The sequence below is a fragment of the Shewanella sp. 10N.286.45.A1 genome (assembly GCF_041470405.1).
Lineage (GTDB): Bacteria > Pseudomonadota > Gammaproteobacteria > Enterobacterales > Shewanellaceae > Shewanella.
Window position 1 is genome coordinate 1 of record NZ_JBFRMK010000423.1, and the last position, 890, is coordinate 890.

The following is an 890-nucleotide window of genomic DNA, read 5'->3' on the forward strand; positions in this document are numbered from 1 at the left end:
CAAGTAGAACGGGTATAAAACTATGGCGTATCGCTTATTGGTTTTACTTCATAGTGCTCAGCTTTTACGTTCAAAAATTCAGGCAAGCAGGTTCCTATTGAAATCGAAGATAGAGTACCAATCAAAATGCCTAAGAACATCGCAATAGAGAACCCTTCCAATGGCGTGCCTCCCATAAACCACAACGCAGCGACAGTAATCAGAGTTGTACCACTGGTCACCATGGTTCGAGAAAAGGTTGCTTTTACCGCACTGCTACAGATTTCATCAATTGCCATCTTAGGTTTGGCGATTAACACCTCTCTAATTCTATCGGCAATCACTATCGAGTCATTGAACGAATAACCTAAAATGGCCAGTACTGCCGCCAAAATCGTTAAGTTAAACTCCATTTGTGTCAGAGAGAAAACAGCCAATACAAATACAACATCATGAAACAAGGCTAATAGTGCACCACTGGCCAGTCGCCATTCAAAGCGAAAGCTCAAATATACCAATATACACAGCATAGCCACTAGCAAAGCTAAACCGCCCTGCTCTGCTAGCTCTTGGCCGATTTGTGGCCCCACAATACTTGAGTTAAGTACTTCAACATTTTCTGTTAGTGGTGCAAAAACACTGGCAATATTGGTGCTAGATTCAGCATCTACTTGGCTGTACCTCAGCACCCAACGTCCAGGCTCTCCTGCAGAGATAACACTCACCTCTTGTTCTGAATGTGCAGCCAAAAGCTGGCTAATCTGCGATGCTTGAATATTTGCATCAACTTTAACTTCGGTGACCACTCCGCCAGTGAAATCTAAGCCCCAATTAAAACCGTGGCTGAAGATAATACCGATAGATGAGATCATAATAATCAATGACAGTACACTCGAAAGGTAACGGGCTTT

1 protein-coding gene is annotated in these 890 nt (G+C 43.0%); it reads right to left on the reverse strand.

The features are described from left to right. Positions 1-20: 20 nt before the first annotated feature. A partial coding sequence (gene secF / locus AB4238_RS22155) for a protein translocase subunit SecF (RefSeq protein WP_372035767.1) occupies positions 21-890 on the reverse strand: 870 nt, incomplete at its 5' end.